23 protein-coding genes, 1 tRNA gene and 1 pseudogene are annotated in these 25,468 nt (G+C 43.3%); 16 read left to right on the plus strand and 9 right to left on the minus strand.

Annotation, left to right across the window (positions count from 1 at the left end; all coding sequences use genetic code 11):
- The 3 genes from F6K63_RS17855 to F6K63_RS17865 form a co-directional block, all read right to left on the minus strand.
- Positions 1-491 (minus strand): PD-(D/E)XK nuclease family transposase (locus F6K63_RS17855; protein ID WP_287263545.1); only part of this gene is annotated, 491 nt, incomplete at its 3' end.
- Positions 492-567: 76 nt separating this feature from the next.
- Positions 568-1,572: a PD-(D/E)XK nuclease family transposase gene (locus F6K63_RS17860; RefSeq protein ID WP_287263546.1), complete on the minus strand. Its 1,005-nt coding sequence runs from the start codon at positions 1,570-1,572 to the stop codon at positions 568-570.
- 307 nt (positions 1,573-1,879) lie between these two features.
- Positions 1,880-2,077, minus strand: coding sequence for a hypothetical protein (locus F6K63_RS17865; RefSeq protein WP_131826841.1), 198 nt, complete (start codon positions 2,075-2,077; stop codon positions 1,880-1,882).
- A gap of 180 nt (positions 2,078-2,257) precedes the next feature.
- Between F6K63_RS17865 and F6K63_RS17870 the strand changes: the two genes are divergently transcribed.
- A complete protein-coding gene (locus tag F6K63_RS17870) occupies positions 2,258-3,970 on the plus strand; it encodes a dynamin family protein (protein ID WP_287312798.1) in 1,713 nt (570 codons plus the stop codon).
- A gap of 847 nt (positions 3,971-4,817) precedes the next feature.
- Positions 4,818-4,991, plus strand: a complete 174-nt coding sequence (locus tag F6K63_RS17875; protein WP_008191390.1) for a hypothetical protein — start codon at positions 4,818-4,820, stop codon at positions 4,989-4,991.
- A gap of 115 nt (positions 4,992-5,106) precedes the next feature.
- Here the strand turns inward: F6K63_RS17875 and F6K63_RS17880 are convergent, their stop codons facing one another.
- Positions 5,107-5,541 (minus strand): SRPBCC domain-containing protein, encoded by a 435-nt coding sequence (locus F6K63_RS17880; RefSeq protein ID WP_008191388.1) that lies wholly within the window; start codon positions 5,539-5,541, stop codon positions 5,107-5,109.
- A gap of 163 nt (positions 5,542-5,704) precedes the next feature.
- Between F6K63_RS17880 and F6K63_RS17885 the strand changes: the two genes are divergently transcribed.
- Genes F6K63_RS17885 through F6K63_RS17905 form a run of 5 tightly spaced genes read left to right on the plus strand, consistent with a single transcriptional unit; the run spans position 5,705 to position 10,024 of the window.
- Complete coding sequence (locus F6K63_RS17885) at positions 5,705-6,340, plus strand: DUF4129 domain-containing protein (RefSeq protein WP_008191386.1); 636 nt, start codon at positions 5,705-5,707, stop codon at positions 6,338-6,340.
- 41 nt (positions 6,341-6,381) lie between these two features.
- Complete coding sequence (locus tag F6K63_RS17890) at positions 6,382-7,500, plus strand: DUF4350 domain-containing protein (RefSeq protein WP_287312799.1); 1,119 nt, start codon at positions 6,382-6,384, stop codon at positions 7,498-7,500.
- 4 nt (positions 7,501-7,504) lie between these two features.
- Positions 7,505-7,639 (plus strand): hypothetical protein, encoded by a 135-nt coding sequence (locus F6K63_RS17895; RefSeq protein ID WP_271969576.1) that lies wholly within the window; start codon positions 7,505-7,507, stop codon positions 7,637-7,639.
- On the plus strand, positions 7,636-8,586 hold the full coding sequence (locus tag F6K63_RS17900; RefSeq protein WP_071102385.1) for an AAA family ATPase: 951 nt from the start codon (positions 7,636-7,638) through the stop codon (positions 8,584-8,586). Before F6K63_RS17895 ends, F6K63_RS17900 begins: the two co-directional genes overlap by 4 nt.
- A 31-nt stretch (positions 8,587-8,617) precedes the next feature.
- Positions 8,618-10,024 (plus strand): DUF58 domain-containing protein, encoded by a 1,407-nt coding sequence (locus F6K63_RS17905; protein WP_071102384.1) that lies wholly within the window; start codon positions 8,618-8,620, stop codon positions 10,022-10,024.
- Here F6K63_RS17905 and F6K63_RS17910 read toward each other — a convergent pair.
- Positions 10,016-10,984, minus strand: a complete 969-nt coding sequence (locus F6K63_RS17910; RefSeq protein WP_071102383.1) for a stage II sporulation protein M — start codon at positions 10,982-10,984, stop codon at positions 10,016-10,018. The genes F6K63_RS17905 and F6K63_RS17910 overlap by 9 nt on opposite strands.
- A 79-nt stretch (positions 10,985-11,063) precedes the next feature.
- Here F6K63_RS17910 and F6K63_RS17915 point away from each other — a divergent pair, with 79 nt between their 5' ends.
- From F6K63_RS17915 to F6K63_RS17935, 5 genes are all read left to right on the plus strand, one after another.
- Positions 11,064-11,972 (plus strand): DUF975 domain-containing protein, encoded by a 909-nt coding sequence (locus F6K63_RS17915; RefSeq protein ID WP_071102382.1) that lies wholly within the window; start codon positions 11,064-11,066, stop codon positions 11,970-11,972.
- Entirely contained in the window at positions 11,960-12,772 is an 813-nt protein-coding gene (locus F6K63_RS17920) for an RDD family protein (protein ID WP_008191368.1), read from the plus strand. Before F6K63_RS17915 ends, F6K63_RS17920 begins: the two co-directional genes overlap by 13 nt.
- Positions 12,773-12,977: 205 nt before the next feature.
- Positions 12,978-13,244, plus strand: coding sequence for an extracellular matrix/biofilm regulator RemA (remA, locus tag F6K63_RS17925; protein ID WP_008191366.1), 267 nt, complete (start codon positions 12,978-12,980; stop codon positions 13,242-13,244).
- 24 nt (positions 13,245-13,268) lie between these two features.
- Entirely contained in the window at positions 13,269-13,823 is a 555-nt protein-coding gene (gene gmk / locus F6K63_RS17930) for a guanylate kinase (protein WP_008191364.1), read from the plus strand.
- 236 nt (positions 13,824-14,059) lie between these two features.
- Positions 14,060-14,386, plus strand: a complete 327-nt coding sequence (locus tag F6K63_RS17935; protein WP_008191363.1) for a DUF3082 domain-containing protein — start codon at positions 14,060-14,062, stop codon at positions 14,384-14,386.
- Between the two features lie 443 nt (positions 14,387-14,829).
- On the opposite strand, the gene pabB is transcribed toward F6K63_RS17935, so the two are convergent.
- Both pabB and F6K63_RS17945 read right to left on the minus strand, forming a co-directional pair.
- Positions 14,830-16,353 carry an aminodeoxychorismate synthase component I gene (pabB, locus tag F6K63_RS17940; protein WP_287312800.1) on the minus strand — a complete coding sequence of 508 codons (1,524 nt, stop codon included), beginning with the start codon at positions 16,351-16,353 and terminating at the stop codon, positions 14,830-14,832.
- Between the two features lie 335 nt (positions 16,354-16,688).
- Positions 16,689-18,266 carry a dynamin family protein gene (locus tag F6K63_RS17945; protein WP_202799293.1) on the minus strand — a complete coding sequence of 526 codons (1,578 nt, stop codon included), beginning with the start codon at positions 18,264-18,266 and terminating at the stop codon, positions 16,689-16,691.
- Between the two features lie 309 nt (positions 18,267-18,575).
- Here F6K63_RS17945 and F6K63_RS17950 point away from each other — a divergent pair, with 309 nt between their 5' ends.
- Together F6K63_RS17950 and F6K63_RS17955 are read left to right on the plus strand one after the other, a co-directional pair.
- Positions 18,576-19,418: a pentapeptide repeat-containing protein gene (locus F6K63_RS17950; protein WP_008191356.1), complete on the plus strand. Its 843-nt coding sequence runs from the start codon at positions 18,576-18,578 to the stop codon at positions 19,416-19,418.
- A gap of 133 nt (positions 19,419-19,551) precedes the next feature.
- Positions 19,552-19,622: transfer RNA gene (locus F6K63_RS17955), tRNA-Cys, on the plus strand.
- A gap of 58 nt (positions 19,623-19,680) precedes the next feature.
- Here the strand turns inward: F6K63_RS17955 and F6K63_RS17960 are convergent.
- Together F6K63_RS17960 and F6K63_RS17965 are read right to left on the minus strand one after the other, a co-directional pair.
- Entirely contained in the window at positions 19,681-22,284 is a 2,604-nt protein-coding gene (locus tag F6K63_RS17960; RefSeq protein ID WP_287312801.1) for an MBL fold metallo-hydrolase, read from the minus strand.
- Between the two features lie 48 nt (positions 22,285-22,332).
- Positions 22,333-23,593, minus strand: a pseudogene (locus tag F6K63_RS17965) (RNA-guided endonuclease InsQ/TnpB family protein).
- 306 nt (positions 23,594-23,899) lie between these two features.
- Here F6K63_RS17965 and F6K63_RS17970 point away from each other — a divergent pair.
- Both F6K63_RS17970 and F6K63_RS17975 read left to right on the plus strand, forming a co-directional pair.
- Positions 23,900-24,112 (plus strand): hypothetical protein, encoded by a 213-nt coding sequence (locus F6K63_RS17970; protein WP_137985229.1) that lies wholly within the window; start codon positions 23,900-23,902, stop codon positions 24,110-24,112.
- A 384-nt stretch (positions 24,113-24,496) separates the two neighbouring features.
- Positions 24,497-25,462 (plus strand): DMT family transporter, encoded by a 966-nt coding sequence (locus F6K63_RS17975; RefSeq protein WP_071102375.1) that lies wholly within the window; start codon positions 24,497-24,499, stop codon positions 25,460-25,462.
- The last annotated feature ends 6 nt before the right edge of the window (positions 25,463-25,468 follow it).

Consider the following 25,468-nt stretch of genomic DNA (forward strand, 5'->3'; position numbering starts at 1 on the left):
GGAAATATCTGGTACACCTGCTCAATTTTGAACAACTCCTTCTGGAGATTTGATGGCTCTAGTCTATCCTGGATATGACGTCCGATAAAATCTAATTTCCCCTCATATATGTAATCTTCTCCTTGGCCGAGGGGAAAGTAAACTATATTAATGGAGTAGACCTTTTTGACTTTACTATAAGGCTCTCCTTTATCCAGATATTCGGTAATCAGAGTCGAAACTCCAAATAACATCCGCTGAAAGTAATCATTTTCCGAACTATTTTGCACCTCCACCAGCAATAACTCTCCCGCACTATTGAGAGCTAGAATATCCACCCGGTTGAGTTTATTGTCTTGTGTCCCTCGATTACTTTCGCTTTCTAATATCGATTCAATGGTAATCACTTCCCCGAGTAATTCGCTGATAAAGCCTTCGAGGACAACATAATTAGCTTTATCCCGCAGTTGTTTTTTGATCGCCCAGTCAAAGCGTATGTGTGTTGCTGCCATGATTAGTCTTGCTATCTACAAGCACTATGCCATCTCGACTTAATCTCTTTTAGACTTCTAGTTTAACACCTGGCCATTAATTCGGCAGATGTTGGCTAAACTCATCTAAAGAACGAGCTGTTAATGCCGTTGCCATCAAGTTGTCCACTTGTTGGATATCTAAGCCTTGTATTGTTTCAGATATCTCTGAAGGAATCGTTCCAAATCTTAGTTGGAGTATTCGCTCCAAGCTAGCACGACGTTCTTGTTGAATGCCCTGTTCTATGCCCTGTTCTATGCCCTGTTTTATTCCCTGTTTTATGCCCTGTTCTCTACCCTGTTTTATGCCCTCTTCTCTACCCCTTAATTCTCCGACTGCCTCTGCCCCTTCCAGCATACTAATTTCATACCGTTTATCTTCCAGATATTTCTGATAGGCTGCCTTTTCTGTATTCGGGAGATTCTCAATCCTCAGGTTTTCTTTGGCTTGGGCTAATCCCCTGGCTTGGAAGTCTTCCCTGATTTCACTATTTTTCAGGAAATATATCCATTCATCCAAACTGTTTCTAGTCACATCATTAAACTGTTTCACTCTCAAGATGTAATATTCCGGAAATATCTGGTACACCTGCTCAATTTTGAACAACTCCTTCTGGAGATTTGATGGCTCTAGTCTATCCTGGATATGACGTCCGATAAAATCTAATTTCCCCTCATATATGTAATCTTCTCCTTGGCCGAGGGGAAAGTAAACTATATTAATGGAGTAGACCTTTTTGACTTTACTATAAGGCTCTCCTTTATCCAGATATTCGGTAATCAGAGTCGAAACTCCAAATAACATCCGCTGAAAGTAATCATTTTCCGAACTATTTTGCACCTCCACCAGCAATAACTCTCCCGCACTATTGAGAGCTAGAATATCCACCCGGTTGAGTTTATTGTCTTGTGTCCCTCGATTACTTTCGCTTTCTAATATCGATTCAATGGTAATCACTTCCCCGAGTAATTCGCTGATAAAGCCTTCGAGGACAACATAATTAGCTTTATCTCGCAGTTGTTTTTTGATCGCCCAGTCAAAGCGTATGTGTGTTGCTGCCATGATTAGTCTTGCTATCTACAAGCACTATGCCATCTCGACTTAATTTGATTATACTGGATCAGTGGCTCAGTCCTGAGCAATGGTCTTTAGACAAACCTAGCCAAGAGGGATTAAACTGAAACAATAAGCAATAAGCGAATTTTATCCATTTGAGTTGGTTACCGTGAGAGAGATTTTAAAGGTTATTCTTCCTCAACTGCGTCAGCACTTCGAGAAAATTTACAACGATATGAGGGGATTCGGGTCTCGTCAACATTGGGACTCTACCCCCCGATTCATAATGCGATGTTCCGTTCGCGAACGCAAACTAGAATCGAGTGAAATAATATTCAGGGGTAATCCCTGATGGCTGAGTCTTGTTAAGATGCCATGTTCCGTTCGCGAACGCAAACCAGAGTCGAGTGAAATATGTTGACGGCTGACGGCTGAGTCTTGTTAAGATGCGATGTTCCGTTCGCGAACGGAACAAGGAACAGCTTCGCGATCGCATTAGACAAATGACCAATGACTACTGATTAATGACTAATCAAGGGATGATCCCTGACAGCTGAGAGCTGAATGTTTACCTGATCAGTGTTTTTGGCGATATCCTTTTAAAAAAACTATAATCAATCTACCATAGCTAGAAAATTGACTAATTATTTGGTCCTAATTTAGGATAGTATAATCTAGGGGAGTAAGATTAATGAACAATCAAATTATTGATCAAGTATTGTACAACCACAAACTTTATATTGATGACCTATTACAAGATTTGCATAAATTTGTTATTCAAATCAATAAACCGGAATTACAGTCAAAAATAAGGACGATACAAAAAAATAGTAATGAACCGTTTTTGTTAGTTATTGTTGGAGAAGTAAAAGCCGGAAAAAGTAGCTTTATTAATGCCATAATTCAAGAAAAAATTTGTCAAACTGATGTTGAGCCATGTACGGATGTTATTCAAAAAATTGTTTATTCAGAGGAGCAGTTTGAAAAAGAAATTAGCCCAACGTTACGAAAAATTGGTTTACCCATTGATATCTTGAAAACTTTATCAATTGTCGATACTCCTGGAACGAATACGATTCTGAAAAACCACCAAGAGATTACTGAAAACTATATTCCTAACAGTGATTTAGTGTTTTTTGTCTTCTTCGCTAAGAATCCCTATCATAAAACAGCTTGGGAACTCCTGGATTATGTTAGTGAGCAATGGCGTAAAAAAGTAGTCTTTATACTTCAACAGTCTGATTTAACTAAACCAGAAGAATTAAGCCGAAATACTCAGAGAGTTAAAGACTATGCTAGTCAACGACATATTGAGTCTCCTATAGTTTTTGCGACATCAGCGGAATTAGAAAACAATGGGAATGAGGAGGGGAGTGGGTTTAGGGAAGTGAGAGGATTTATTAATGATATGGTTACCGGTGGGGAGACTTACAAAATTAAACTTAAATCAATTAGCGATCGCACTCAAAACGTGATTGATGAATTAGAGCATGAATTAAAATCTATCCAACGGCAACTAGAGCTGGATAAATCATCAGTAGAACGAATCAAAACTAAACTAGCTGTCGGTGAAAAAAAGTCTCAAGATGACATTACTAAACTGGTGGATAAGTTGGCTGCCAACTATGATCTAGTTGCTGAGCAAATAAAATCTGATTTTAGCGCTGGTTTCACCTTTCCTAAACTAATCAATAAGTCCGTTGTTGGTACCGTTAAGAAAAATGCCTCAATCCAAGCCTGGATCGATCAGATCAAGGCTAAGTATGAACCAGAGCTACAGCTCTCGTTAGAAGAAACCTTAAAAGAGGGGACACTCCATTTTTTAGGGGATATTAAAAACCTAATTGATTCGTTAATACAAGATTTGGAGACTATCCAGAATTATTCCAGTAATAGCAATCTATCTATCCGAGTTATGGAGCGCCGTCATGAGGTGTTTGAAGACGTTAAGCAAAAAGCGTCTAAGCTCCTTGAAGATGCTGAGTTTATCAATTCCTTAAAATCAAACGCTAGTGGAGTCGCTACCAATATATTAGGTGGAGCGGCAGTAACAGTAATTGCTGGCCTATTTATGGCGATAACGGAAATAGTAATATTGGATCTTATCGGTGCTGCGTTTGCCGGAGTTGGAATTTTAGTCTCCGGGGGAGCGCTTTATCTGAAAAGAAGAATGATAATTAGCAAGATTGGCAAAAAATTAGAGAGTGATAAAACTAAGTTGATATCTGATATTCATCAGCAACTTACCTTAAAGTGTACTCTGATTTATGAAGAAATTAAAAGAGTATTTGGAGATTTAGACGATTATGTTGAAAAAGAAGAAGAAGGACTAGAACCAATCCTTAAGGACTATAGAACAATCCAGAGCAAGGCTAGAGATTTATTAGTGATTAGTAATGATTAATGGTTATTGGCCGTAACTATTGGGTTATGGCCGATGAATCTGTTCACTATTGCTGGCACAATCATAGTTGTTGAGGCCAACATCTAGAGTACTCATGCCCTGAATAGCTTTAACTGGTAGCTGTATTGCTAGCTTTACTGGTAACTGTACTGATCTCTCAATCAATCCCAAAATCTACTAAACATCACGGGGGAGCACTGTGGCTGTGGTAGTTCTAGCAACTTTAGCTATAGAAAGGCTATCAAATGTGATAGTATAACCTTGAGTGAAAAATTGGGTAGTTTCAGGGGTGAGGTCTATACGCCTCTAGCTTTAGATACGGGGTTAGTCTGACCCCTCACTTAAAAGAATTGAGCTTTTAAAGTATTGAGCGATTCGGCGTTTTATTTCTTTTATTTATGTTATAATGCTATGGCTGGCCTACCACAGGTGAAAATTCGTCGGTATCACCAATTAATCTACGACGTAAAGCGATGGTAGTAGCAAGGGAGCGAAAAACCCTTAAAACGCATGGACTCGACAGAGTACCGACCAAAGCGCCAAAGTTAGTTTTTTTAGTGAAAGGTAGGGCGGGGCACGCCCAAACCCTGGATGACTTATTCCAGTACGCTTGTGGAGATCAGACCGCTGGGTACACTTGCTCAAACTAGATAATACGTTTGTACACGGTTATTCGGTGCGAGGAACGGCAAAACCCTTGTGTATTAAAGTCAGTTCGTCGAAGCAAGAATCCCCCGGCATAAGCGCCGTGGGGAGTGTCAATGTAAGCCTAACTTGGTCAACTTAGACCAGACTTAGCTATATAATAAGGTATTTTTGACTCTAACTCAGGAGTCCCAGGAGGGATATGAGCAGCACAGATAGCAATAAAGACAAGGAACTCCAATTCACTGCTAAAGGAACTGGATCCTCTGGATACATCGATAGGAAACAGCTGAGCGTAAAGCCATTACCCCAAAATCGTCCTATTGCTACAAATGTTAGTGAAGGGACAGATGAACTAATGGGCTATCTTGACTAAGGGATTACTTGTCTGGTAAACCAGTGCTTCCGGGTGTGGTTAAGTCGTTAGTGTCTACAGTGTCATCTTTAACACTTCACCCGGATTAAGCGTGTGCTAGCGCCATACTAACGTTCTAAAACCCCTCAGCATAACGCTTCAACTCCCATGCCATTCGTTTAATACCTCGTAACTCATCCTCTCGGATAAACGGTAGAAACACCCGAGACAATATACCGGAATAAGAGTGTTTGTGGACGTATTTGGTACGACCCACTCCTATTTCTTGCAAATCAAATACACATTCACTACGAAAGCCAGGGATAGAAGACACCCAACTTAGACACACACCAGGCTGAAGTTGTGTCACCAATGGCTCAAATTCTGTCTCTTCTTCATTGGGAAGCCGTCGCAGCGACAGAAAGACTTCTTTCCCCTGCTCAAACCGTAAAGTTGAGTCACAATCAAACAGAAATGTGTTCCAGTACTTCCACTGCTGTTTATGGAACAAAATTTGCCAAACCTTCTGCCTTGGGACATTGATCTCAATGTCAGTATAGAGACTTGTCATGTTAGTAAATAGCAGTTTTACCGGCTTCAAGTACTGTTATTTTAGATTATGGTAAATGGGAAAGCATAGAAGGGTGGACTACACACAATAATAACACGGATGCACGGATGACTTAATCCATGCCCTAAATCCGCTGTTTGATATTATTAGTTATCAGTATCTTATGTCTACTGGTTCCTTTGAAAAAAACAGTTTGGATTGGCAGTTGCAGCTGCTGCAACGACAATTCGGGGAGTGGTGGGAGCTGACAATGTCTCAGGTGCCTCTTGACCAACCCCAAAGCTCACTGCCATCTTGGTTACTGTCTCCTATACTAGGCCAGGGGATTAGGATAACGTTTTGGTTACTTGTGGCTGTAATCCTAAGCTGGCTAGGGGTGCGACTGATCAGAGCATTACATCCTTATATTATTTCTTATTACCAACAACTTACTCAAGCTGCAAACAGAGTGACAAAACGACCAGTTCGAGAATTATCAGTGGTCAATTGGTGGGAGCGATCGCAAAACTATCAGCAGCAGGCTAACTACAGGGAAGCCTGTCGTTGCTTGTATATGGGGATGTTGCAGCAATTACACGATACTGGCATTGCCCCTCGCCATCCTAGTCGCACGGATGGAGAATATCTACAACTCATCCAGCAATTACCGCAACCTAAACCATACCAAATCTTACTGATCACCCACCAGCAGTTGTGTTTTAGTAACGCCGAAGTCTCTAGTCAGGTTTTTGAACGGTGCAAGGAGGCTTATCAACAGATGAAGGTTGTTCGCGTAGCGTGGCCGAAAGGCCAAGGATAAAGTATGTTCGCGTAGCGTGGGTGAAAGGCCAAGGATGAAGGATGAAATTTCCTAAGCGTCGGTTAGGGGTAATTAGTGCGATCGCAATCGTGGTACTAATGATGATTACCCTGGTAGCTGCTCCAGCTAATAATAAAATCAATAGCGGTTCTACTTACAGCCGCGCTCCCTATGGCTATGGCGCTTGGTACGCTTACATGGCAAAACGGGGAACTCCTGTACAGCGTTGGCAAAAACCCTTTGAGGATTTAGCGAATCAGACGGATGCTCAAGGCTCGGTTACCTTATTGCGTGTCACTAGTTGGTTGACAGTAGATGCTATTTATGGTAAAGAGCGAGAATGGATTAAACAGGGCAATAGGATGGTGATTTTGGGAGTCAAGCAGCCGGTTACTGACGCTGCTTTTAGTACTCTCCAAGAGGCTTCCACGGGAAAGGTTAAGGTTAACACCAGGCGGCGATACAAGGGTAATCAGGGGAAGAAAATTTTAAGCGATCGCTTTGGTGCTGTGGTTTGGGAAAAGCCTATTGGTGATGGTAGAGTTATCTTTGCCACTACATCGGATCTGGCTGCCAATGCCTATCAGGACTTTCCGGCTAACTATGAATTATTAGCCCAACTGGTTACTCCCTTGAAAGCAGAGGGGAATTTAACTAACCAAAATCCCGTTTGGGTGGATGAATACCTCCACGGTTACAAAGATGTGGATGTGATCAAGCGAGAAGTAGGTGAGACTCTATTCAGTTATTTAGCGAAAACCCCTCTGTTGCCAGCCTTTATCCAAGGATTAATCATTCTTCTGGTTGCCATCTGGGCTCTGAATCGCCGCTTTGGACAACCATTGACCCGATCTGAACCAGTGGTGGATAACAGCGAAGCCTACATCCGAGCATTAGCAGGTGTTTTGCAAAAAGCAGGCAGCACTGAGTTTGTCTTGGAAGTTGTGGGAAAAGACGAACAACTGCAACTGCAAAAAGCACTGGGATTAGGACAGACTCTGCTTGAGGAGCAAGCTCTAATTGATGCTTGGGTTGAGCAAACTGGACGTCCAGCTACAGAACTGAAACAATTGCTGGAAATCCAATCTAGTAAACGTCGTATTAGGGAGTCAGACTTACTAAAATGGTTGGGAAAATGGCAGAAAATTCGTATTGATTGATGGGATGATCACAACTGCTGGATTTCGGAAACCACGGGATATCAAGCTAACTAATCCCAACCCCAATCAACCAGAGTTTGCCCATGCTATTGTGGTACCACGAAAACTGTCCCACAGGATAGCGAATCAACCCAAATGACCAATGATATCCCTGTCTTGAACCGCCTCAAGCAAACCCTTGGCAAAATAATTGTCGGTCAATCGACCCTAGTCGAACAGTTACTCGTAGCCTTGCTTAGTGGTGGACATGTCATTATTGAGGGGGTACCAGGAACCGGTAAAACCTTGCTTGTCAAAGTTCTAGCAAGGCTAATCCAAGCCGAATTTCGGCGGATTCAGTTAACCCCAGATATTCTACCATCGGATATTTTAGGAACCAATATCTTTGACCTGAATACCCGCAACTTTACCCTCAAAAAGGGACCAGTCTTTACTGAGATTTTGCTAGCTGATGAAATTAACCGCACCCCACCCAAAACCCAAGCAGCGCTGCTAGAGGCAATGGAAGAGCAGCAAGTCACCCTGGACGGGGAAACATTGCCTCTATCTGAATTATTCTGGGTAATTGCTACCCAAAACTCTCTAGAATTTGAAGGCACCTATCCCCTACCAGAAGCTCAGTTAGACCGATTTTTATTCAAGCTGGTAGTGGATTACCCAGATGCAGCGGCAGAAAAGCAAATGTTGCTCAATACTCAGAAAGGATTTCGTGGACGCCGTTTGGATTTAGAACGTCTGAAACCTCTAGCAACTGTAGAACAAATTTTTAGTGCTCGTCAAGAGGTTAAAGCTGTCCAAGTAGACGAGAAGGTGCTGGATTATTTGCTAGCCTTAGTTCAGCAAACCAGGCAAAATCCTGATTTAGCCTTGGGAGCCTCCCCGAGAGCTGCTGTAGCTTGGTTACAAACCAGTAAAGCCCAAGCTGTGTTATCAGGACGGGATTATGTGACACCGGATGATGTAAAAGCGATCGCACTCCCTCTACTACGTCACCGTCTGATTCTGAAACCAGAGGTGCAGTTAGATGGGTTAGAGATCGATGGAGTAATTGCTTCATTACTCAAGCAAGTTCCAGTGCCTAGGTGAGTGGCTCAGCACTCAGCACTCAAAAAAAATTATGATTCCCTCACAACGAACCTATTTACTGTTAATACTAGGTATTGCGATCGCATTATTACTTGCTACTGTTTTTAATCAACAAATCAGTCTAATTAGTACTCTTGTCTTTGATGGAATTGTCCTTGGTATAGCCTTATGGGATGGAAAACGGGTCAAACCTAACCGAGTCAAGGTAACCCGCACCCCTTTACAACGGTTATCCATTGGGCGAGATAATCTGATTGTGCTGTCAGTGGAATCTAGAAATCAGGTTGCTCGAATTCTGATTAAGGACTACTATCCATTAGAGTTTGCTGTTTCCACCCCAACTATCACTGCTACCATTGACCGGAATAGTAACAAGGAACTAACCTATACGGTTCACCCAGCCAAGCGAGGTCAGTTTCACTGGGGAGATATTCACGTGCGCCAGTTGAGTCCTTGGGGCTTGGTGTGGCATGATTGGAAAATCCCAGGGAGTCAGAACGTAGCAGTTTATCCAGACTTAGTTAGTTTGCGATCGCTTTCTATTCGCCTGACCCTGGAAAATACTGGTACCATCGGCCGTTCCCGACGCTTGGGTGGTGGCACAGAATTTGCTGAACTGCGGGACTATGGCATTGGTGATGACACTCGCCTGATTGATTGGAAAGCCACCGCTCGCCGCTCTCGCCCTTTAGTAAGGGTGCTGGAACCGGAAAAAGAGCAGACTTTAATTATATTACTGGACCGGGGACGGTTGATGACTGCACAGGTACTTCAACTGAAGCGGTTTGATTGGGGATTGAATAGTACTCTAGCCCTAGCATTAGCTGGGTTACATCGGGGCGATCGCGTGGGCGTGGGTGTCTTCGATCGAGACATAACGACCTGGATTCCACCAGAACGGGGTCAACATCAACTATCGAAACTCATAGAACGCCTCACTCCGATTCAGCCAGTGTTATTAGAACCGGACTATTTTGGTGCTGTTACAAAACTCGTGAATCAGCAAACTCGTCGTGCTTTAGTCGTACTGATTACAGACATCGTGGATGTTACTGCTTCCGCTGAATTGCTAGCAGCCCTAGAACGCCTCACCCCTCGCTACTTACCGTTTTGTGTCACCCTTCGAGACCCCCTTGTTGACCAATTGGCGCACACTCCGCCTAATACAGCTGAGTTAGAGAAAATTCCTAGTCAAGACCAGCTTTGGCACAGGGAATACCAGGCCCAGGGGAGAAATAGCATTAGTGTTGATCTCAACCCTGACCCGGGGCAAGCCGCTTATACCCGTGCTGTGGCTCTGGATTTAATTGCCCAGCGCCAAGTTGCCTTTGCCCGGTTGAAGCAAAAAGGAGTTTTGGTCTTGGATGCACCAGCGAATCAGATTAGTCAGCAACTGGTTGAGAGCTACTTACGAGTTAAAGCTCGGAATCTACTTTGAAGTATCCTCAAGTTTCTGACTACTACAATATATAACCAAAAGGGTAAACAGTCCGATTCCAACCAAATACTTGAGGAATGATGGCACTAAGGGACTGGGAGATAAAAACCCTTCAATAATACCAGCAATAATCAACATCGGCACAATCCCAAACATCAACTGAGCCGCTTGGGAGCCATAAAATTTCAATGCATCTACCCGGCGATATTGGCCTGGAAACAGAATTGCTCTACCGATTAGTAAACCGGCTCCACCAGCAAAGAAGATAGCGGGTAATTCCAGGGAACCATGGGGAAACACAAATGCCCAGAAGGGATAAGCTAAGTTATTTTGACCCACTAACGTCCCAATGGCACCAATCAGTATTCCGTTGAATGCCATGATATATAGGGTAAAGGCACCGCAGGTAATCCCACCAGCCACTGCCCGAAAGCATACCGATATATTGTTAATCATAATGCCACTGGAGGCTAAGGGTTTCATGCCCAAAATCGAACCCATCCACAATTCCTGGCGATCGCGTACCTGTTCAATTAACTGTTCCGGAACCACCAGGGAGATAAACACTGGATCTTGCCAAGCCAACCACCAGGAAATTAAGGCCCCGAGGAGAAACACTGCGGTTGCGATCGCAATATAACTCCACGTCTGTTGCACTACACCAGGGAAACCCCACCGACAAAACTCCCCTAAACCTTGCCAGTCTTGACGGCGAGAACCTTGATAAACCTGGTTATAGCCCCGAGAGGTGAGTCGTTGTAAATCCTTGACCAGAGTATTGCCTACTTGGTTAGTTCTAGCACGGGCTAAATCCGCTGAGACAGAGCGATACAAACTAGCGAGTTTCTTGATTTGGGATGCTGGTAAAGACTTGATTCCTCGTTTCTCCACTTGTTGCAGGAGAGTATCCAACTGTTTCCAATTTGCTTCCCGCCGCCCAATCCAACGTTTAATATTCATAAAGTTTCCGTGTAATTTTCCTAAACCTCCCTTAAGATAGCGTTAAAACTTGTCTTGCCATCAATAGCCCCATCGACCCATGTCTTATGAGCCTAGTCCCAACCAATCTTTAGGACCACTCAGTATTGGTAATGTCGTTAATGTCGGTTTGCGGATCTACCGCGACAATTTTAAGTTATATTATCGTCTAGCTTTTATCGGTTATCTATGGCTATTAGTTCCCATATATGGCTGGGCTAAGTTTTCTGCCATGTTTGGGCTAATTTCACGTCTAGCGTTTAGGGAAATCATTGAACGTCCAGAAACAGTGAATGAGGCTCGCCGCCATGTCAATCCTCGGATGTGGAGTTTTTTCAGAGCAGGCATCCTAGTATTCTTGATAACTTTTGGAGTAGCAATCCTAGTATCCTTGATAACTTGGGTGGCAATAATGGTAATTATTGTTCTTCTTAGTATCTTGATCGGAGTCCTTGCTTCAATTGCCGGGAATAGCAGTACTATTTTAGATAGTCTCGATACTCTCCCTGAAAATAGTGTTGCTATGGTTATCATAGGATTTCTGGTTTTGAGTATTTTTATGATTGCTTTTTTATTTGGATTTATCTGGTTTATATCTCGGTTGTTGATTTATGAAATAACCCTGGCTATAGAAAATTCTATCGGTGCCAGGGCAGCCATTGGTCGCAGCTGGAAATTAACTCAGGGATTTATATTACGTATTCAAGGGATAGTAGTTGTTGGATTTTTAATATCACTACCAATTTCGATTGCTGTACAGATAGCTACATTCATCATACAAACTCTATTATCTCTTTTGTTTCCTCAAGAATCAGCAATTTTTATCTGGCTTTATTTAGTGCTAGTTTTTGGGTTGAGCTTTGCTAGTGGTGCCTTGTTGGTTCCTTTCTGGCAAGCGATTAAATCAGTGATATACTACGATCTATGTAGTCGTAAAGAAGGCATAGATTTACAGCTATGGGGAAGCTAAGCTCAACACCGATTAATTTTTTTAATCGAGTCACTATACAAACCCCAGAAAGTGTTGAATTAGAATTAACCTTAGCAGGGATTGGCAGTCGAGCTTATGCCTTGCTAATTGATTATATTGTCTTAGGATTAATTTTATTAGTATTTCTAATTGCTTGGGGCTTTTTATCTTCCCAACTGCTGGACTTATTAGACTATTTTTTTGGTATTAATGATTTAGGGTTGTGGCTATTAGCCATTTATCTATTTATTACTTTCTCGATTTACGTGGGTTATTTCGTTTTGTTTGAAACCCTATGGCAGGGACAAACACCAGGTAAGCGCTATGGTAAAATTCGTGTCATTCGTGATGATGCTAGACCAGTGAGACTACAGCAAGCTACCCTACGTGCTTTGCTGAGACCTGTTGATGATTTATGGTTCCTGGGAGTATTTTTAATTATCTTTAGCAAGGGAGAGAAACGCTTGGGAGATTGGTTAGCAGGAACCCTGGTAGTCCAAGAAGAGCAGCCTATGGCTTCTGCTAGCTTCGAGATCTCCGATCAGGCTCAAGCCTTAGCCAATCAGCTCCAAACCCAGGCAGATTTCTCCCCCTTGCAGCCAGAAGACTTTGCTATGATTCGAGAGTATTTGCAGCGGCGGGAGGCAATGACATTTCAGGCAAAAGCGAAGTTAAGCCGACAACTGGCTGATCAGGTCAAAGACATGATTGCCTTGGAAAAGGTACCGTCAGTTGTCACGGCTAACTTGTTTCTGGAGGCTGTGTACCTTGCCTATCAGCAGTTATCATCCCAGGATTAGTGACCCACGCACCCTTGCTCCAGCTTGAGCCATGGGTTGGTTATCTGGGAACAAAATACCCTATGCACTCAAGAGTTAAGACGGATGATTCCCTAAAATCTGGTAAAAAACCGGATTTTAGGCTTGTAAGGCTAAATTAATGTCGCTACTATTGTACTTGAATACTTATACTAGCTTCTCATCCGGCTTTTGCCGTTAGTTGCTCATGGACATTCAGCTGATTAATATTGGTTTTGGTAACATTGTTTCAGCAAACCGAGTTGTAGCAATTGTTTCTCCAGAGTCTGCTCCTATCAAGCGGATCATTACTGAGGCAAAAGAGCGTGGATATCTCATTGATGCAACCTACGGGCGTCGCACCAGAGCGGTAATTGTGACCGATTCCAGCCATGTCATCCTCTCGGCAATTCAGCCAGAAACTGTTGCCCATCGCTTCGTTATCAATAAAGATAGTCACAATGGTAACCATTAAGCTTGAAGCTTAACTAGACTCAACATGGAAGCAGGGAGACTCATTGTATTGACTGGTCCTTCTGGTGTTGGTAAAGGAACCTTGCTGCGCCAGCTCCTGAAGCGACACCCGGAACTTGAGCTTTTGGTTTCAGCAACCACCAGGCAACCACGTCCTGGGGAGGTGCATGGGAAACACTATTACTTTGTCACTCGTGACCAGTTTGAAGAAATGATCATAGGGGATGAGCTTTTAGAGTGGGCTGAGTACGCTGGTAATTACTACGGTACACCTAGTTTGCCAGTCAAGCAGCTTCTTGAGAAGGGTAGGTCAGTTATTTTAGAAATAGAATTGGTTGGGGCAAGGAAAATCAACAAAACCTTTCCCTCTGCCCTGCGTATTTTTGTACTACCCCCAAGTCTAGATGAATTAGAGCAGCGGATTCGCTTGAGGGGTAAGGATAGTGAAGAAGTAATCGCCCAACGCCTTTCTATTGCCAAAGCCGAAATTGAAGCTGCTGATGAATTTGATGTGACTATTGTTAATCAAGACTTCAAAGAAGCCCTACAAAGGTTGGAAGCAGCTATCAAACCATCTTAAAACTAAGTATTACACACAAAGGTAATTACACACACACAAAGGTAATATTATATCTGGTAGCTTCGTTATTGATCCTGGTATCGATAACTGGTTGAGATCTGTCAGGTTATAATCCCCTGTGGGTGAGCCTCCGGAGAGTTCAACGAGTAGAGATAACACCTAGTACAGATAACAAGCTACTGGATAATAGTTTAAACCCTGCTTAATACTTGCTGAATACTGGTCACTAATGACTAATGACAACATCTAACCAAGACACGGAAACCCCTAACAGTACTCAAGCGCTACCTTCCCCCTGGCGCTGCCTTACGGGAGCATTGATTTCTGGAGGATTGACGAGCGCTATTTATTTTATAACTGCCTCGATTGCTACAACCTTTGCTAATAAACCCCTCACGTCTAACTCTCAGACAGCCCTCAAAATTGCGATCGCAGTTCGGACGCTGGTAGTGGGAGTCAGTACCCTAGCCACGTTTATCTTTGGTATTACTACCATTGGTTTGGTAGCTTTGGCAATTCAACAACTTTACCGAACGAAGTTCGGCACTCTACCGCCCAAGTGAGGGTCTACCGATAGGTTATTGTCTGGTAGTTGTTGACTTTCACTACAGCAGTGGACAAAAGGGTTAACTAACAGATATGGTCAATTAACAAACAATTAACAATTAACCATCTCGGTTTGTAAACCATCTAAACTCCAATTCCCCTCCCGTTATAGCCCTTAGACAAGCGCGGGAGACGGGGCGTATAAAGTGCTCCTGCAGGTGACCCACACAGCCCCTTGGAAATTGGATACCGAATTTGTTGCGTATCCTAAATATTTCTGCTATAATAGATATATTATTACACTCGTTCGCTTAGCGTCTCCTAGGGAGAGAAGAGTGTCGGTTTAAGTGCAAGCTGAAAAGCCTCTGCTGGAAACTTAAATCAACAAAAACCTTGAAAAAGTAAGCCCAAGGATTTGATCTGAGGGTGTAGAGGCTGTTTGGTTCAGCCGTTAAGGGTTTTATACTCTTAAGAATCCCTCGCTATAATCTCGTGATTTAGCGACGGGAGTATCAACAATCTCAAACAACTCTGGAGAAAACTCTCCACAAACCGTGTAGACAATCGCACGCACTAGGGCTTCAGCCTTCAGTAGGGTTTCTTCAAATTCCAGCTGGGGATTCGATAAGGCAATCAGAGCACCACCAATACCAATCGATACCTGATTGGGAGTAATCTCAGCAGTTCGGATCACAATGTTAAGGTCTGCAGCACCGTTGAGTGCAAGAAACCCGATCGCTCCGGAATAGATTCCCCTGGCCTGAAGTTCCAATCGATCAATAATCTCCATGGTTGAGATCTTAGGAGCACCAGTCATGGAGCCTCCAGGAAATGTGGCACGGATACAGTCTCCCACCCTTACATCTGGACGCAAACGACCCCGAATTGTACTCACCAGTTGATGAACTGTGGCATAGGTTTCCACATCCATTAACTTAGGGACATGGACACTGCCAATTTCGCAAACCCTGCCCAAATCGTTCCGAAGTAAGTCTACAATCATTATGTTTTCACAACGGTTTTTTTCCTGAGTGCGTAACGCTTCGCACAACAGTCGATCTTCTTCTTCTGTTTGGCCTCGTGCGGCAGTTCCTTTGATGGGTTTAGATTCCACCCAACCTGAGGGGTCAATTTTCAGGAATCGTTCTGGGGATGAACAAGCCACAGCTAGCTCGCCAAATTTTAGGAAGGCAGAGTAGGGTGCAGGATTGAGTTGGCGCAACCTTCGGTAAAATGCCAAGGGGTCAAGTTCGATATTGGCATAAATTTTGTTAGTCAAGCAAATTTCGTAGCTTTCTCCAGCTTTAATTTGATCGAGACTTTCTTGAATATCTTCCAGATATCTCTGGTAGGAACGACTCAATCGAAAGCTAACTTTTCGATGAGTATAGTCTAACTCAATGGGAGGCAAAGGAGGTAGAGTACAAAGCTGTTTTTCGATACCTTCAAACCAAGCATTTGTTTGCTCAGTTTCCCCTTTTTTAGTCAGACACAACAGATAGGTTACTTGCTCTTGATGGTCAAAAGCAATAATTCGGTCTGCTAAGAGAAACATCGCATCTGGAAATTGCGATTGATGGACTATATTTCCTCCACATTCTGCTTTTAGTTCGTAACCAAAGTAGCCAACAAAACCACAGTTAAAGTCAAACGGAAGCCCTTCTAAACAGTTGTATCGACGCTCAAGTTCTCTGTGTAGATAGGAGAAGATACTTTCTCTACGATGTGTTGTTTGGCCTGAGCAGTTAATGGTAAGTTTTTGGTCAGTAATCGAGTATTGCACTACCAGGCTGTTTGGTCCTGTACCATCTCCCATAAAAGAAAAACGAGATAGACCAGGTTCTACGCGAGAGCTGTCTAGCCAGAATGCTGTCGGTTGTGAGCCAAATAGATGAACAAACACTCGTTCCGAATCAGGGTAGACCGTGAGCTTGCGACTATGAATATTAAAAATCATTTGATGAAACAGCCGTGACTTAAGCATTCAGCCGTCAGCTATCATGCTTAAAATAAACATCGACAGGGAGAATTTAATAGTTCGAGATTTTACAGAATTGAAAGTGTGGGCAAAAGCCCATCTAAGCATATGCGCTACGCGCACGCGTGCGCGTTCAGCAGTCAGTGGTCAGCGGTCAGTGGTCAGCTTATTTTATTCAAAAGCACGGATTGCGCTACGCGCACGCTGCGCGAACAGTAACCTGGCCAATAACTGATAGCTGATAGCACCTCAAGTAGCACCATCTGTAGCGCATAAGCTGATAACTGATAGCTGATAGCTAATAGCTGATAGCTGATAGCTGAATGCTTACGCTGTGACAGCTATAGCTGCTCTACCTCCTTTAAAATATCGTTAATCTCCTGCCGGAGACTTTGTAAATTATCCTCCAATGATTGACTGGCAGCGAGTTTATGCTCAATTTCCCCCAGTCTCGGCTTCAGAGAGTCAGTGAACTGCTTGAGGCTGTTTACCAATTCTTGCTGCAAACCTTGTTTTAGCTTATCGGTATAGTTATTCTGCAACTCACGCAAGGTTTCATCAAGCTGTTGGGTTGCCTTATCACGCTGCTTAGGAACCGCATTGAAGCTAAACATGGTCAACATCAGAGCTAGTACAAAAGCTGACAGATCAAATAGTGCAGCAGTGGCTACCACATGTCCGCCAATTCCTGTTGCTGCGGCGGCAGTTCCCAAGGTCAAAAAATTGTTGAGTCCCTTTTCTGAGGCTACCTTAAGATTTTCAGAGATAGAAGTGGTATCAATTTTACCACTATTAAGTTCGGGAACCTGAAACGAGTCTTCTGAGAGGCTTGCTGCTACTTGTAAATCTTCCCTAGCTTCCCGAATAATTTGTTCTCGATATTTCACAAGAGTTGATGCTGCTTCCTTAACAATTTCCTCCATCTGCTGCTCAAGTTTTACCTCCTTAATCGCCCTAGCTACTTTTTCTTCCAGTAGGTCGTCTTCCCTAATAATACGCTTTTTCAATAGGCTAATGAAGGCGAAATTATCCTGGATTACTTTATGTAATTGTTGAATTAGATTGGTAAACAGGTCACGAATTTTTTCTCTAAAGACACCAAAAATCAGGTCATATTGCTCAATTCGCTCATCGATTCGCAACAGAGATCGGTCAAATATCGTCTTTTCGGCAATGACTTTCTGCCGTGCCTCATGGTTCTTTTTCTCTAACTGCTCTAGGTAAACTAACAAAGAGTTCTGAGGACCCTGAAGTTTTAGCCGTATTTTTTCGGTTTCTGCCAGAAACTCTAGTAGGAAGTCTCGTAGGGTGTCGATGTCGTTGCCAGTGCGTGTTGATACTGTAAATAAAGGTGGTACTTCTGTAAAGACATCATGAAGTCCATCTTTGACGTGTGAGATAATCTGTTCACTCTCTTGTGGGGTGACCAGATCCACTTTATTAATAATAACGATTACTTTACGTACCCAGATCTTACTGACTAACGAGAGAAAGTCCAGCTCTGATTTAGTCAGAGGTCGTTCCACTGAGGTGACAAACAGGATGATATCAGCATGCTGTAGATAATTCTCTGTAAGTTCTTGGTGACGTTCAATGATAGAGTTTGTGCCTGGGCTATCAATAAAGACAATGCCATCAAACCCCTCTGGGTAATAGGGTTGAATCGAGTTTGTGGTCGGAAGTATGCCCACAGCAGCTAGCTCGTCATTACTCAACCGATTCAGCACACTGGATTTTCCGGCATTAAATTCTCCACAGACAAAGATCGAGAAGGGATTTTCCAGTTGCTGTTTGAGGGCATCAAGATCAGGGCAAGAGACATTGAAAAGCAGCTCTGCTTCCACAAAGAGTAGTTTTACACCTTTGATGGTGTTGAGGCTGCGGTTAAAGAGATGCTCTTGTTGAACAGGAAGGGTCACCACGTTACTATGAGCGAAATGAGCGAACAGATCTCATTATATTAGCAAGTATTAGCAAGATACAGAAGAATAAATCCAAAGCATACGCTAATTAACCATAGGCCCAGCGTCACTTTAAGGTAAGTTTATTGACTGGCGGGATAGATTACCCTCACTTCCGTGATCAGTTTAGCCGTGAGGTCACCAACCTCGATTAACCAACCATTAACACTTGAAAGTCTGGCTTGCTAGATTAGAAACTGAAAGGCTTGACAGCCTGACGCTGATACTATCTCAGCTCTAACTGGCTTCCCAACGCTCCAAATAACTATGAAACTCCCAAAAGATCGTATCCCTGAAGACCAAGCCCACCAAGTATTCGCCCTAGCGGCTCAACTCTATGCTCAGCACAACCAAAGCTATTCTGTAAAGGAGTTGATTGAAGCAGGTAAAGAGGCACAAATTCCGCCAGAATTTATGGAAAAAGCCCTTGCTGAGATTAAAAAGCGATCGCATTCTAAATCCCTACTCCCCAAACATCATAGTAATCGGTCTGGTCTGATGTTGATTGGTATGGGTACAGTCTTACTCGCTCTTGCGGGTATAGGATGGTTAGCTAATTTTGTAGAACCTAGACGAGTCGCAGAAGCGGAGCTATTGGAATCTACACCAGTCCCAGAAGCAGCGCCAACAGAGGTAAGTGTGCCTCAAGACCAATCCACAGCGTTTGGGGATAATCTAGGGTCAGGGCATATTAATAAGTGTACACCCCTGATCGATAAATACCTCAGCGGTGCTAACCTAAGTGGAGCAGATTGTACGAATGTGGACTTGTCAGGAGCAGATTTGACTAATGCTAACCTGACTGGTGCTAATTTCAGCCGTGCTGATTTAAGTCAGGCTAACTTAAGTAATGCCAATCTCACTGGTGCCGATTTTGCTGGAGCAGATTTAGCCAATGCGGATTTAAGCGGTGCTAACCTGACTGGTGCCAATTTAAGTAATACAGATTTAAAAGGATCTAACTTGACTGGTGCCAATCTCAATGGTACCGATCTGGCGAGGGCAGACTTAGAAAGGTCTGATCTCAGGGATGCTATGACCAATGGTGCTAATTTCGAGAATACTAATCTAAATCAGGTAACTTGGCCTAACGGTAGCATTAACCAGTAAAAAAACTACTTATAAGCGTTCTTTGCGTCTTCGTTGACTAGGTCAGCACCGGAGAAAGGGGACGCACTGGACGCGGAAAAATTTGTAATATGGGTAATTAAACAGAAATAGTATGATATAATAAGAAACTAGTGGCGGCATAGCCAAGTGGTAAGGCAGGGGCCTGCAAAGCCTTTATCCCCAGTTCGAATCTGGGTGCCGCCTTTTTTAAATGGATAAGCTCGGGAAAATCTCGGAGATATTGAGTAGGAGAGCGCTCCTGCTAGTAATCAACTTCCTCTGCCAACAGAAGGTCAGTGTCAAGAGTTGACAAATCCTGGACTTTAGATTGAAATTGATCACAGATTGCCAAGGGATCAACCCTCCGCTCAAACAAAGGACTATCAGGAGATTCACAAAATCTACCACTGAAAAACTGACACACGGCACAGCAATCCTTTCCACTCTTAAGCCCTGCTTCAATTTCTTCTTCCTGAAGTATCATTTCCGGTTGCATGGGAGCAAGCTTGAGATTCACACCATCCCATCGCGCTTTGATAATGCCGCTGATACTCAAGGTCTGCCATCGAGGGTCTTTTTCCACTACCTCTTCGGGAACTCGCAACCAAGCATCGGTCCCAAAGGTCTCCACCATCACGTCAAACTCTTGGGGTTGCTGAATCTTAGCAAGCTGCTGTCGGGAAAGCTGTTCCGGTGCTACTCCTAATTCAATTTTATCCCCCACAGCAGGAATATGAATATAGAACAAGGACTGATTGTCTCCAGACCGGGCTACTTGGTGTAAGGCTTCTAATTCTCCGTGAATTAAGACTAGGTGCTTGGGCTTTACCTTGTTGATTACTTGTCCGAGTCCCACCTTATCGGTATGGGCAGAGAGGTTAAACCGTTTGATTTGAGCTTTGACGGTAATTGGTTTCCCATCTAGTTCAATAGTGTCCCCAGTCTTGAGACTTTGCAGGAGTCGGCCAGGGGATTCTTCATCAGTGTAGCCAGAAATAAAGATGGCAGCATTCTCTCGCTCTAGCAGTACTGAGGCATAATAGACTGAAGGTCCACCGGTCAGCATACCGGAACTGGCCACAATTACACTGGGTTTTGCGATCGCAATCGGACGTTCCCGAAAGTGTTCGATAGAAATAATCGGGGGTGTACTGGTTTTATCAAAGAATGGTTCCTGGCCGTTAATCTTAACTAAGTTTTGAACTGGAATAGGCAATAAGTCCAGGTTTTCTCGAAATACCTCTGTGACTGCTCTGACCAATCCATCCACAAAGATGGGAACTGTTAATTTATTAAATAGCTTAGAGGTGCGGATCGCTAACAAGATTTCCTGAGCTCTACCCAAAGCAAAAGAGGGAATCAAGACATTGCCCCCAGCTTGCACTACTTCAGCAATGGATTCCATCAATGCAGTTTCTTGATTTCTTCTAGCAGGGTGGACAGAGGAACCATAGGTAGACTCAGTAATTAAAATATCTGCTTCAGGAAGCTCAGCTAAATTCAAGCCGTTAGTGGTGCGACTATTGGTAGTGTGGAAGTCTCCGGTGTAGAGTAAAGACATATCCTTATAGCGCAGATAGATACAAGCCGCACCCAAGATATGCCCGGCATTGATAAACCTTACCATTAGTCCTGGTAAGGGCTCAAAGTCTTTGCCTACTGGTTGAGTTTCCAATTGAAACAAGGTTTGTTCTAAATCGGCCTCATCAAATAACTCGGGAGAGTCTTCATTCAGTTGCTGTATCTTAAGTCCATCCCTGAGCATGACATGGGCGATTTCCCTGGTGCCATGAGTGGAAATCATCCGCGCACCAGGGTAGCGGCTGTGAAAGACGGGCACAGCACCAAGGTGGTCTTGATGGCTATGGGAGATCAGGAGCAGGTTAGGATTATGCAGATAGTCCAAGGCGGGCAAAGGGTCGTAGCCTTTGGGTCGAGTGCCACAGTCTAAGACTACTTCATAGGGACCAATCAGAATTTTGAAACAACTGGCACCAATGCTTCTAGCTGCTCCTAAAGGAGTAACAATTAAACGATCATAGGATTGAGAATCAACACTTGCAGATGGGATATCCGGAAACTGGTAATAATATACATGGATATAGTTTCCCTTCAAACTCACTCGTGCTTGTTGCTGGGTTGAAGGGGAGAACGCTTCCCATTCCCATCTTGTTCGACCTCGCTGTTTAGGCAAGTCTAATTGCCAATCGTTGACACCAGTTTTCTGTTTCAACGTGGCTAAGACTCTATCAATGGTTTCCGTCGGGGGAGCAGCTAGTGTAGATTTGGAGGGATTTAGGTCATCTGATAGCCTGGTCAGAGCCTGCTGTAACAAGGTTGTTTGGGTTTGTTGAAATGTTGACTCATGTTTATACTTCCTAGACTCGACCGGTTTGTGGCTGCGGTTTTTCTTCGAAGCTGGGCGGCTATTGGAATTGTGCTCTACTTGGGGTAAAGCTCGATGTAAAATCAGGGTATCCCGTTGGCGCTTAGCAACTACTTCCCACAGTTCCCCAATTTTCATGTGCTTGCTAGAGCCCAAGACACTGATCTTCAGGGTTTTCTGTCCTGGTCTGGACACTTTAAGTTGTACAAACTGTCCCCGTTTTCCTAACTGCACGACTCTGCCAGCGATTAACCATTGCTCCTCCTGGACTGTCTCAGTCATCGCTTCTAGGTAGAGAGAGCCAATTACACCATCTGAGCTAGTATTAGGGGCGACTTGCCAGGAATGGATTCCAGTAGGAATCTCATCAGTGGGTAAGGTTTTGATTTTAAATCGAAGGCCATCCTGACTGAGGAGATAGTTTACCTGAGCTACTGACTCGATGTTTCCAGTTAAGGTGCATTGGATGGTGTTGGTCATCGCTGTAGTGCCATTAGCAGTGGACTGTGTGACTATTCCTACATCAAATCAAAGATTATGATGTAGGCTTCTCAGATTTACAAATGAGACTTGCTGATCCTCAATATCTTGTATCGATTTACCACAGCCATTCAGCGGCAGTCCAACCGCCATTAACGCACGATTCAAAATGTTGATACCACTGTTCCAGTCACGGTCAATCGAAACACCACAACTGGAACAATGATGAACGCGCTCACTTAAACTTTTCAAGGGCCCTAGATCCACAATTGAAGCACTCAATACTTGTCCGACGGGGGTCAACTTTCTGGAGTAACAAACCGCGTTTGACCGCTACTGCTTGTAAAATTTCCATAAATGCCCCCCACGCCGCATCATGTATTGATTTGGCCAGTTTTGTTCTGGCAAGTCCTTTGATGTTTAAATCTTCATGAGCAATCAGGTCGTAATTACTACATAACCAATGAGCAACTTGATAATGAAATTCCTTTCGGCAACGGGTTAAATGAAGGTGCAATAAAGCCACTTGATTCTTAGCTTTTTCCCAGTTTTTAGAACCCTTAACACGACGCGACATAACCCGTTGGGCTTTTGCTAACTTGTCTTGAGCCTTTCGGTAAAACTGAGGAATTGCAATAGCCTCACCATCTGATGTGGTTAAAAATTTTTCTAAACCCACATCAATACCAACAGACGATTTAACTGAATCTACAGGAAGAAACTCAGGGACAGTATCATCTTTCATTGAAATGCAACAATACCAACCGTCTGCTTTTTTAACGATAGTGCATTGTTTGAGAGTGAAACCGTCCGGTATAGGTCTGTGCATTACCACAGGTATCTCACCAATCCGACTCAGCTCAAGCACTCCATCTTTTAGATGTGCTCCCGCTCTGGAATTGTTAACCCGTGGGAATACAAAAGATCGCAAGTCACCAGTTTTCTTAAACCGTGGTCGTCCCCCTCGTTGACCATTAACATCAGGTTTTCGCCATCTATCCCATGCTTTATTAAGCCGTTGTAGGTTAACCGGCTGAGTTTCTGTGTAGATTTGTTTGTACTCAGGGAACCACCGCTTAGTTTCTTTAAGGGCGGCTTGCTGGGTGTAGTAGTTGACAGGTTCCGGAATTTCACCAATCGGCTCACTCACAAGACTGCAACGGTCAATCGGGGTTCTAGTCCGCTTGAGCCAGTCAAGCCGTTGCCCTAGAGCATAGTTCCAGTGACGACGCAACAATTCAAGCCATCTCTCCATGATGGCTATCTGTTCGTCACTAGGCTTGATTCGATAGCAGTAAGTTAACAGCATAATGTGATTGTACTACTTGCGATCTGTTGAGAACCAAGATACCCCGTCGGGCAATTCCCCTCCCGCGCTTATCAAAGATTATAACGGGAGACCCCTTGCCCGTTTAGTTAGGAATTTTCTGGATTAGTTGCCACTTTAATGGTAGACAAGAGAATGGGAAATGATACCAAATTACTTGGGTAGTTACTGATAATCCTCTATTATACCAGATCCGGTAGAGTGTAGCAGATATCGGATTCACTGATTAGGCTCAAAGGCTCGCGACTGAGGTTCAGAGGATAAACCGACCCAACAGTTGTTCAAAGAATGCCTCGTCGTGCTTTAGGGATGGTCGCCCGATCACCCCAAAGGGATGCTCCTTCAGAGCCGCTACGGGAACGCAATAGTGCGATTCGGGCAAAGCCCGACCCTTCGCGAACGCTATATCGCCATATCGCAATAATAGTAAGCCTAACTCTGGGATACATTGCCAATACTATCGGACAGGATATTATATCAAATCCGTTTAATTGTCCATAATAAAAATTACGATATTGTTAATCATCACTAATCCTCCAGACGTGATATAAAAATTTGATACTGATTACCTTTGATTTGGTGAGCAGGATACTTTATGATTAGACTATTATTTATTTGGAGCAGAATAGTAGGTTATAGCTTAGCTAAACTATACTAAGCTATCAGCTAATCAGCTATTCATGATGAGTGTAAGATAACAGACCAAAAAGACCCAAGTAACGTCAGCATCACCCACGAGGAAAAAACCTCTCCTCTATAGACGTTAACTCTAACGTCTATACTCTCCTAGGTTGATCAACCCAATGATTGCCTTAATTTAGCTATCAAATGATAGCTAAATACTTACAAATTACGGTATTTTTAGTCAGCATCTAACACCAAAAAATGAAAGCGATAGTAACAGAATACAATAGAGAGCAAACATCAGAATTACTACCAATACTATTATTAGTAATTGCCTTACTTGCTTTATCTATAACAGCCATCTTAATCAGGTTTTCTCTTCAAGAAATAAGTGCTAATGCCACAGTATTCAATCGTCTTTGGATAGCTACTCTAGTCTTTGGTTTGTGGAATGGATTCAGCCAAGTACGTACTCAAACATCCCAGAAGAACTCTGAACCACAGTCAGGTTACAAAATTGTCGATATCTTACTTTTGGTAGGCGTAGCGATCTCTCATCTGGGTGGTCGATTTCTATGGACTTGGTCTTTAACTAAGACTAGCGTTGCTAATGGTAATGTACTAGGAGCTCTAACACCATTTTTCGCTACTCTAGGAGGATGGTTATTATTTAAGCAGCGTTTTGACCGTAGATTTCTCATTGGTCTGGCACTTGCCTTGTTAGGGGCAACTACTTTACAAATAGAGGATTTTCTAAAGTCGCCCAATAACTTTATCGGTGATAGTGCTGCCTTAGCATCTTCTGTATTTTATGCAGTCAACTTTTTACTATTAGAACAACTGCGAACCAAGTTTTCTGTAGAAGGAATCCTGATTTGGCGCTGTGCTTTGGGAACACTTTTTATGATCCCAGTGGTTCTGATATTCAGTGATCAAATTTTCCCGATTTCTTGGTCAGGATGGTTAGCAGTGATTTCCCTAGCTCTTGTCTGCGAAGCTGTGGGACATGGTTTAGTAGTATACAGCCTCAAGCACTTTTCTTCAGGCTTTGTTTCCTTAGTATTGCTTCTCGATCCACTAGTTGCTGCTATTCTGGCCTGGATTCTATTTTCAGAAAACTTAAGTATTCTTAACTTACTAGGTTTTGCTGTGATTATGGAGGGAATTTATCTAGCAAAAACTGGCAAAGGTGCTGATAAGCCAACTATTAAGGAAGAAAACAGCTAATACCAT

The sequence above is a fragment of the Moorena sp. SIO1G6 genome (genome assembly GCF_010672795.1).
GTDB lineage: Bacteria > Cyanobacteriota > Cyanobacteriia > Cyanobacteriales > Coleofasciculaceae > Moorena > Moorena producens.

Excerpts from the sequence above, each read along its gene's own strand:
- F6K63_RS17860 (WP_287263546.1), bottom strand. The coding sequence starts at position 1,572 with ATGGCAGCAACACACATACGCTTTGACTGGGCGATCAAAAAACAACTG.
- F6K63_RS17870 (WP_287312798.1), top strand. The coding sequence starts at position 2,258 with ATGAACAATCAAATTATTGATCAAGTATTGTACAACCACAAACTTTAT.
- F6K63_RS17875 (WP_008191390.1), top strand. The coding sequence starts at position 4,818 with ATGAGCAGCACAGATAGCAATAAAGACAAGGAACTCCAATTCACTGCT.
- F6K63_RS17880 (WP_008191388.1), bottom strand. The coding sequence starts at position 5,541 with ATGACAAGTCTCTATACTGACATTGAGATCAATGTCCCAAGGCAGAAG.
- F6K63_RS17885 (WP_008191386.1), top strand. The coding sequence starts at position 5,705 with ATGTCTACTGGTTCCTTTGAAAAAAACAGTTTGGATTGGCAGTTGCAG.
- F6K63_RS17890 (WP_287312799.1), top strand. The coding sequence starts at position 6,382 with ATGAAATTTCCTAAGCGTCGGTTAGGGGTAATTAGTGCGATCGCAATC.
- F6K63_RS17895 (WP_271969576.1), top strand. The coding sequence starts at position 7,505 with ATGATCACAACTGCTGGATTTCGGAAACCACGGGATATCAAGCTAACT.
- F6K63_RS17900 (WP_071102385.1), top strand. The coding sequence starts at position 7,636 with ATGACCAATGATATCCCTGTCTTGAACCGCCTCAAGCAAACCCTTGGC.
- F6K63_RS17905 (WP_071102384.1), top strand. The coding sequence starts at position 8,618 with ATGATTCCCTCACAACGAACCTATTTACTGTTAATACTAGGTATTGCG.
- F6K63_RS17910 (WP_071102383.1), bottom strand. The coding sequence starts at position 10,984 with ATGAATATTAAACGTTGGATTGGGCGGCGGGAAGCAAATTGGAAACAG.
- F6K63_RS17915 (WP_071102382.1), top strand. The coding sequence starts at position 11,064 with ATGTCTTATGAGCCTAGTCCCAACCAATCTTTAGGACCACTCAGTATT.
- F6K63_RS17920 (WP_008191368.1), top strand. The coding sequence starts at position 11,960 with ATGGGGAAGCTAAGCTCAACACCGATTAATTTTTTTAATCGAGTCACT.
- remA (WP_008191366.1), top strand. The coding sequence starts at position 12,978 with ATGGACATTCAGCTGATTAATATTGGTTTTGGTAACATTGTTTCAGCA.
- gmk (WP_008191364.1), top strand. The coding sequence starts at position 13,269 with ATGGAAGCAGGGAGACTCATTGTATTGACTGGTCCTTCTGGTGTTGGT.
- F6K63_RS17935 (WP_008191363.1), top strand. The coding sequence starts at position 14,060 with ATGACAACATCTAACCAAGACACGGAAACCCCTAACAGTACTCAAGCG.
- pabB (WP_287312800.1), bottom strand. The coding sequence starts at position 16,353 with ATGCTTAAGTCACGGCTGTTTCATCAAATGATTTTTAATATTCATAGT.
- F6K63_RS17950 (WP_008191356.1), top strand. The coding sequence starts at position 18,576 with ATGAAACTCCCAAAAGATCGTATCCCTGAAGACCAAGCCCACCAAGTA.
- F6K63_RS17960 (WP_287312801.1), bottom strand. The coding sequence starts at position 22,284 with ATGACCAACACCATCCAATGCACCTTAACTGGAAACATCGAGTCAGTA.
- F6K63_RS17970 (WP_137985229.1), top strand. The coding sequence starts at position 23,900 with ATGCCTCGTCGTGCTTTAGGGATGGTCGCCCGATCACCCCAAAGGGAT.
- F6K63_RS17975 (WP_071102375.1), top strand. The coding sequence starts at position 24,497 with ATGAAAGCGATAGTAACAGAATACAATAGAGAGCAAACATCAGAATTA.